The following is a 7,960-nucleotide window of genomic DNA, read 5'->3' on the forward strand; positions in this document are numbered from 1 at the left end:
GGTGAGCCGGATAGTGCATACGTTGATATTTTCGACCGTGAAGAACTGAAAATGAAGTTTTCCGATCTGACACCAGCAGAAGTGGATCGATTGAAATTGCATTTTTCTGATCTGACGGAGACTGATAAGGCCGAACTTATGAAACCGGCTACCGATGCGGCAAAAGAAGTGCGTGAGGAAATGGATGTAATCACCGGAGAAGCAAATACTCTTAAAACAGACCTTCGCCAGTTGGAGGCAACTGTTGAAGAACAGGAAGAAATACGGGAGAATAGTTATACCCAGTGGCAGGCAAAAGAGCAGGCGCGGCAGAATGATGAACTGAAACGCAAAGAGACCGAAGCCGCCCGCGTACTGGCTGAAGCTGAACGTGCAAGGAAGGAAGCTGAACGCAATGCCACTTTCGATGAGAAGGTTCAGGAAGCGGAAACGCAGGCTAATTATGCCCAGGAGCAAGGTGATTACGCCAAACAGCAGGGGCTTCGCGTTGGTCAGTATGACAGCCGTATTATGGCCTTGGAAGAAAATAAAATAGATGGCGGATATGCGGAAGAGAATATGCTATACTTGACCGTTGACGGCATCCCGGTCGGCGATCCCATCCCGGTCGGTTCTGGAACCGGCGGCGGAGGCGGTGCGGCTGGAATCGTTATGAAAGTACGGTCTCTTACTGATACCTTGTTGTCTGCCATAGTCGGTGCTACGCTCAGGATCGGCTATAACTTTACATCCATTTATCAGGATGATGAGTCGGAAACCGGCGACGGGACGGCCACATACACGATCAACTCTCAAAAGGTAGCGACGCAGGCGATCACACAGGGAGATAACTATTTTGATGTCAGCAAATGGTTGGTTGTCGGTACAAACAAAGTTAAGGTTACAGTGCTGGATACTACCGGGCAGTCGCGTTCGTTGGCTTATACGGTAGAAGTAATCAGCCTTTCGTTGTCCGATAGCTACGACGATACCCAGGTCAATACCGGGGATATCACCTACAGATATACGCCCGTCGGAGCGATAGCCAAGACGGTGCATTTTATCCTTGACGGCACGGAGATCGCCACGAAAGAAACCACGGATTCAAACCGCCAACTATCGCAGGTTATCCCTTCGCAAACGCACGGGGCACACCGGTTGGAGGTTTACATGACGGCAACCGTCAATGGTGTGGAAGTCCGCAGCAACACCCTTACTCATGATCTGATCTGTGTCGCAGAGGGTAATAATACAGTCATTGTTGCATCGTCGTTTAACCAGACTACCGCACAGCAATACGACCGTCTGTCGATCCCGTTCGTTGTTTACAATCCGGTAGCCTCCACTTCTGCCGTCACTCTGTCTGTCGACGGGGTTGCGCTGTCGGAGCAGACCGTTGACCGGACACTACAGGCATGGACTTACCGGATCATTCAGCCGGGCGCACTGGCTCTGAAGATCGCTTCCGGTAGCGTGTCCAGAACGTTTAACTTGACCGTTACGGAAGCTGCTGTTATCGTGGAGCCGGAGACGGCTGACCTCGCTTTGCATTTGACGTCTGCCAACCGGTCAAATAATGACAACAACAAGGAGGAGTGGAAGTTCAGCGACATTACAGCCTCACTGACCGATTTCAATTTTAAGACAAACGGCTGGATCACCGAGAACGGCAGTACTGCCTTACGGGTGTCCGGTGATGCCCGTGTAGCTATTCCTTATCATATCTTCGCAACAGATTTCCGGGCAACGGGTAAGAGTATAGAATTTGAGTTTGAAACCCGTGACGTAATCGACTATGACGCGGTAGTGATCGACTGTCTTGTAGGCGGTATCGGTTTACGGATTACAGCACAGGAGGCGTTATTTAAGTCTGAACAGACAACTGTCTCAACCCGCTTCAAAGAAGAGGAACGTGTACGTGTTTCCTTTGTCATCGAGAAGAAAACGGATCATCGCCTGATCTATATCTACATCAACGGCATCCTGTCCGGTGTGGCCCAATATCCGGCAGAGGACAATTTCCAGCAGGTGGTTCCCTGCGATATCGTGATAGGCAGCAACGCGTGTAGCGTCGACTTGTTCAACATCCGCATCTATGACAACAACCTGACGGAATATCAGATGCTTGATAACTATATTGGGGATATTGACGACTACGACCGGAAAGTAGAGGTTTACGAACGGAATCAGGTATATGACGAATACGGGAATATCTCCTATCAGAAGGTATTGGAGAAAATACCCTGCATGATATTGGAAGGTTCTTTGCCGACTTTTAAAGGTGACAAGAAAACGAACAAGGTCTACTTTGCCGACCTGCAGAACCCGTCACGGGATTTTTCCTGCGAGAATATCCAGAATGACGTTCAGGGAACGTCTTCGCAATATTATCCGCGTAAAAACTTCAAGTACAAATTTAAAACGCAGATAACTTATACTGGCACTGGCGATATGTCGGATGACTATGCTTTGCGTTCTAATAGTATTCCGGTAAACTGTTTCTGTCTGAAAGCCGATTTCGCCGAAAGCAGCGGTACGCATAATACCGGTATGGCTAAGATTATTGAAAATCTATTGAAAGATATGGGAATCCTTACGCCTCCGCAACAAACTGATCCGCGTGTTCGGACGACGGTAGACGGTTATCCGATATGTGTGTTTCACCGTGAAACGGCAGATAGCGAGCTGACGTTTGTCGGGAAGTACAATTTCAATAATGACAAGTCCACAGAGGCTACATTCGGCTTTTCCGAAGGTGATGAAAGTTGGGAGTTCAAGAACAATACATCTGATCGTTCATTGTTTAAGTCGGCAGACTTCACCGGTACAGATTGGCTGAATGATTTTGAAGCCCGTTATCCGGATGATGATGCGATTAATGCCGAATACGAAGCCGGGGCCAGAAAGCCCGTCAACCTCATGGCTATTATGGAATGGGTTGTGTCAACGGCTAACGATACGAATAAATTCAAAGCGGAAGTAGCCGAACATTTTGACTTGCGCAACCTGTTGTCTTATTACCTGATAACCGAACTGTTCGGTATGGTCGACCAACGGGCGAAGAATATGTTCCTGACGCGTTTTGCATCGGACGGGAAATGGCGGTTTATTTTCTACGATAACGATACCTGCAACGGGATCAACAACGAAGGGCTGGTTGCTTTCGGATATGGTGTCGAATATCATGATACGATCGACACGTTGAACGTCTTCAACGGCGAGCAATCGGTATTATGGAACAATGTAGAAGCGGCCTTTGCAGATGAATTAGCCGAGATGTACAGAGAGATGCGTACACATTTATCTTATGTGTCTGTTCTGGCTGTCCTGAACGGTGAACAGTCGGATAAATGGTGTGAGGCTATCTACAATGCTGACGGCCGGTTTAAATATGTTGATCCTTTGATTGAAGACGGCAACGGATCATACCTGTATGCTTGCCAGGGATCACGTGCCGAACATCGGAAATGGTGGCTGTACAATCGCTTTTTGTATATGGACTCCAAATATAACGCCGGCGATTTCCTGATCGACTATGCGACGATGCGCCTCTATACCCCGCAGAGCTATGCGGGCGTAGAACCGGATGCAAACTTTACTATCGTTCCGTTTGCCGATCAATATGTGCGGGTAAAATTCGGATCATATATCGTCGGTAAACGCTGCCAAAAAGATGTGGCGGTAGTGATCGAAGCACCGGCCATCCAGTTCAATGACACTGAAACAATTGTGTACGGCGCAAGCCGCGTTAAGTCGTTAGGTGACTTAGCCGGAAAGTATGCCGGCACGATCGACATGAGTAAAGCCGTCCGTCTGTCCGAGTTACATATCGGTTCCGATGTGGAGGGCTATCACAATGATAACTTGACCGTCTTGTCTGTTGGTTCAAATAAAATGCTTCGCAAGTTGGATATTCAAAACTGTCCAAATTTGAAACAAGCGGTTGAGCTTTCGCAGTGCGAAAACATAGAGGAAATCTATGCGCAAGGCACAAGTATCACCGCTGTCGTGTTAGCCGCTGCCGGGAATCTTTACAAGTTGTATCTGCCCGGAACAGTTACTAATTTGTCCCTGAAGAACCAGCCTAAATTGCTGGATGCCTTCTTCGAGATCGCAGGAGTTGAACGACTCTCTACGATTATCAGCGAAAGTACGCCAGGGGTTAACATCTTTCCGCTTGTGGACAGATGTCTGTCGGCGATTACCCCTGCTTTAAACCGCGTTCGCCTGATTGACTTGAACGCAACAGGGGCTAATTTGGACACATTGTACAAGCTGATCCGACTCGGCGGTGTAGACGAGAAAGGCAATAACGTTGCGACTGCTGTCGTGACAGGTAAGTACCACGCTGTAACGGCTGTCGAGGATAAGCTGGCCGCAATCAGGGCGGCGTTCCCGGAATTGACTGTCACTTATACTAATTTAAAAGCGCCTACGATCACGACGTTTACATTCAGTAGCTCGCAATCGAAGACTATCGCAAACTCAACGTTTGAATGCAATTTTGATGCGGTTAAGGTAAATGAGACAACATACAAGGTTACAGCGGACGATGATTCGGTGATCGAATTTACTTTCAGGTGCGACAACCATGAGGACTATTCCGATACATACCTGGTTGCAGGGACTCGTTCCCAATCGTATAAGATAACCTATATTCCATTGCGTAAAATCCGTGTACAGGTATATAACCAAAGCATTTACCCTTCCGGTGCGCGGGTTATTATTGGGGACAAGGTGTACGTAACTGACAGCCAGGGGTATGCGACTCTTGACCGTGGCGGGGAAGCTGTCTCTGGTACAGTAGAAGCTTCAGGTTATGCTGGTAGTACATTTTCTTTCAATGCAATAACGAATGATTCAACATTTACAGTATATGTCTACGCTGCCGTAGAAATTAAATTTGTTGTTAAAAACGGTGCAAATGAACTCGTACAGGGTGTAACTGTTACTTGTGATGGCAAGTCGGCAGTAACAAACATGTATGGCGAATGTATATTATTACTCGAAAAAGGGACCTATGAATATACTCTTTCTCATCCTGATTATTTGAATGTGACAAAAAGAATATCTGTCGGAACATCAGCTTCCATTGAAACATCTTACACCTCTTCTTTAATAACATTCACTGTGAAGAACGAATTTGGTTCTCCTATTCAAGGTGCTATATTACAATATGATGAAAGAGAAGTTGTTTCAGATGAAAATGGAATATGTGAGATAATGTCGGACTCCGGAAAGTATGAGTATATCATTATAGCCAACCAGTATATTTCAAATACAGGAGAATCCAATATCTCATTAGGTAGAAATTACTCGTATAATATAACTCTAAATATTGATGTCTTTAAATTCAAACCTGAGGAAAATAGAAACATCCAGATGCTGGTGGTAGCTCCAAAAGTCACACTGACTATAAAGTCGACTACAGTTGACTATATTGTTAATTGGGGTGATGAAACTTCTGTTATCGCTTCAGGAACAGGGAGCATACCTTATTCACACACTTACGCGGATAGTGGCGTGTATCAAATTGAAATTAGTAATTGTGCAGAAATCACTTCTGCCATAGCTGACTCGTCTTCTTTAATCGCTTATTGGAGTATAGGGGAAAGTAAGGTTCAAAATATTACTTTTAGAAATTATTCAAATTTGAAATACTTTGGCAATGTATTTAAAAATGATACGGATAGAACAAGTGTGGAGTACCTTTTCGTTAAATGTTCCAACTTAATTACCCCTATTGACCTTAAACCTTTATCAGATTTAGTGAATGTAACGAATGCAAGCAAGCTTTTTGGTGACAGCTGGGGGTCAGATACCAATTTGACAAATATTGATTTGAGACCATTAGCCGGGTGGAAGAAAGTAACGAAAGTCGACTATATGTTTCGTAGTTGTATTTCCAAAACAACGATGGATCTAACGCCATTATCCGGCTGGGTAAATGTGACGAGTGCTATTGGAATGTTTGATAGCATTAAAGGATTGCATAGCATTGATTTATCGCCGTTATCGGGCTGGGTGAATGTGACAAGTATTGAAAGCATGTTTTCTAATAGGGACTTAACCAATATCGATCTAACGCCATTATCTGGATGGGTAAATGTGACGGATATCTCTTGGTTATTTACAAATAGCCACTATTTAGCTTCTATAGACTTTACTCCATTGGCGAATTGGATAAATATAACAAAAACAATGAATCTAATATCATCATGTAGTAGGTTGGCTTACGTTATTTTTGGTTCCAGTATTCCCTTTAGCTTAGAGAGCGGTTCTTTGTCAAACGGCAACACCTGTCCCATCTATGTTCCCGATGACGCGGTGGACGCATATAGGACAGCTACCAATTGGTCAGCTTATGCAAGTCGTATTAAACCAATATCGGATTTCTCAACCGATTTTCCGAATGAAACGTTAGAGGAGGAAACAGTATGAGAATAGATGAATTAAACAACAGACATATTCTGGCAGACGAAGGCAAAGTACTCCGCCGGATCAGCGACGGGTGGGAAGCAGGGAAAGAAATATTCCTCGGCTACGCCTACCAGATCGGAGGTAAAAAACTGGAAGTCCCCCTATTGGAACTCCCGGAACACTTTGAAGAAATTCACGCTCCTGTCGAAGAAGACGTAATCCTCGATGAAACGACAGACCTCGAACCGGACGAGTCTTATGAGCAGCTCCCAGACGATCCTTTGACTGACGAACCGGATCAACCTCAAAAGGTCACTCTATCCGACTATCGAGCATTAGAGGACAAGGTTAGAATGATGATGGAAATGTTAGGTATCAATTAGCTCATATCCATAAAGATTTGAAACAAAAAGGGGAGCCCGGCTTCGCAGTGAGGCTCCCCTGTATAGGAAAAAATTGAGGGCTGCTGCATGAACAGCCTCTACAAATGTAAGGATTAAAAATAGTAAAACCGGCCGAAAGGCCATAAAAAACAAACGGTATGAAAATTTATTACAACTCGAAAATCGCGAAGGCCACGACCTTCCTTGCTGATTTTGTTACGATTATGCTCTTCGGAGCTGTATTTACAGAAGTGAAAGAATTGTCAGAAAAGACAAAATATCACGAAGCATCACACGTCGAACAGTACCAGACCTTATTCGGGGCAGGCTTGGCACTTGCCGTCGGGATCATGTTCACCTGCTTCGCATTCGATCATTACGGCTGGTGGATGCTGGCATTGTTGGCTATTCCAATCTTCTTGTATTACGTCTGGTATCTGGTAGAATATACCGTCAGGATCTTCCTGTATAAAAAAGGCAAAACATGGAAGGAGGCGCATGATAAAGCGTATCATGAGATTGTCTTTGAAAGAGAGGCGTACGCCTTAGAGGATGAGTACCGGAAACCGTGTACTGAAAGAAAGTTTGCGAGCAGCTTCAGTTTTTTGAAGTACTATTAAAAAATCGCCTCCGAGCTATCACGGATCGGAGGCGGTTAAATAAACAATATTGCGCCTTTCGGCACGACCTATGCAAATGTAACGATTATATATTAAAACACGACAACAGTCAGAATGTCATTTATAATATTTGATTATCCGGCCTGTCGAACCGAATCAGCAATAATTTAGCAGTATGGAAATAAAGCGCGGAAATACAGTAGTTTGTGACGTCTATCTGAAGGATAACAGTTATACGGTCGAAGAGATCATGGGTGAGCATACTCTTACTCTGAATTTTCTTTCCCGCAACGTGGTAGAGCTTCGGATCAACGACTATATAGATTTCGAAGGGACAAAATATAAGATCCGGCATAATGAGAAGGTGACGAAAAGGGAGACTTCTCTTGGCTGGGAATATACCGTGATGTTCTATTCATCGAAGTACGACGCACAAGACGTGCAATTCTTTCTTCATGGCACACCGGAGCGAAAGAAGAACTTCGACTACTATACCGGAACCGCACGTGACTGGCTGAACCTGATGGTTACGAACATGAACCGGGGAGATTCAGGTTG

General features: G+C 45.0%; 3 protein-coding genes and 1 pseudogene. All 4 read left to right on the forward strand.

Annotation, left to right across the window (positions count from 1 at the left end; translation table 11 throughout):
• Window positions 1–51: 51 nt before the first annotated feature.
• Entirely contained in the window at window positions 52–6,420 is a 6,369-nt protein-coding gene (locus tag H8S65_RS20400) for a CotH kinase family protein (protein ID WP_255489337.1), read from the forward strand.
• A complete protein-coding gene (locus H8S65_RS20405) occupies window positions 6,417–6,782 on the forward strand; it encodes a hypothetical protein (protein ID WP_186931657.1) in 366 nt (121 codons plus the stop codon). The genes H8S65_RS20400 and H8S65_RS20405 overlap by 4 nt, the downstream gene beginning before the upstream one ends.
• A 158-nt stretch (window positions 6,783–6,940) precedes the next feature.
• Complete coding sequence (locus tag H8S65_RS20410) at window positions 6,941–7,402, forward strand: hypothetical protein (protein WP_186931658.1); 462 nt, start codon at window positions 6,941–6,943, stop codon at window positions 7,400–7,402.
• 175 nt (window positions 7,403–7,577) lie between these two features.
• Window positions 7,578–7,960, forward strand: a pseudogene (locus tag H8S65_RS20415) (hypothetical protein); the annotation flags it as partial.

This window comes from Parabacteroides hominis (assembly GCF_014287585.1).
Classification (GTDB): Bacteria; Bacteroidota; Bacteroidia; order Bacteroidales; family Tannerellaceae; genus Parabacteroides; species Parabacteroides hominis.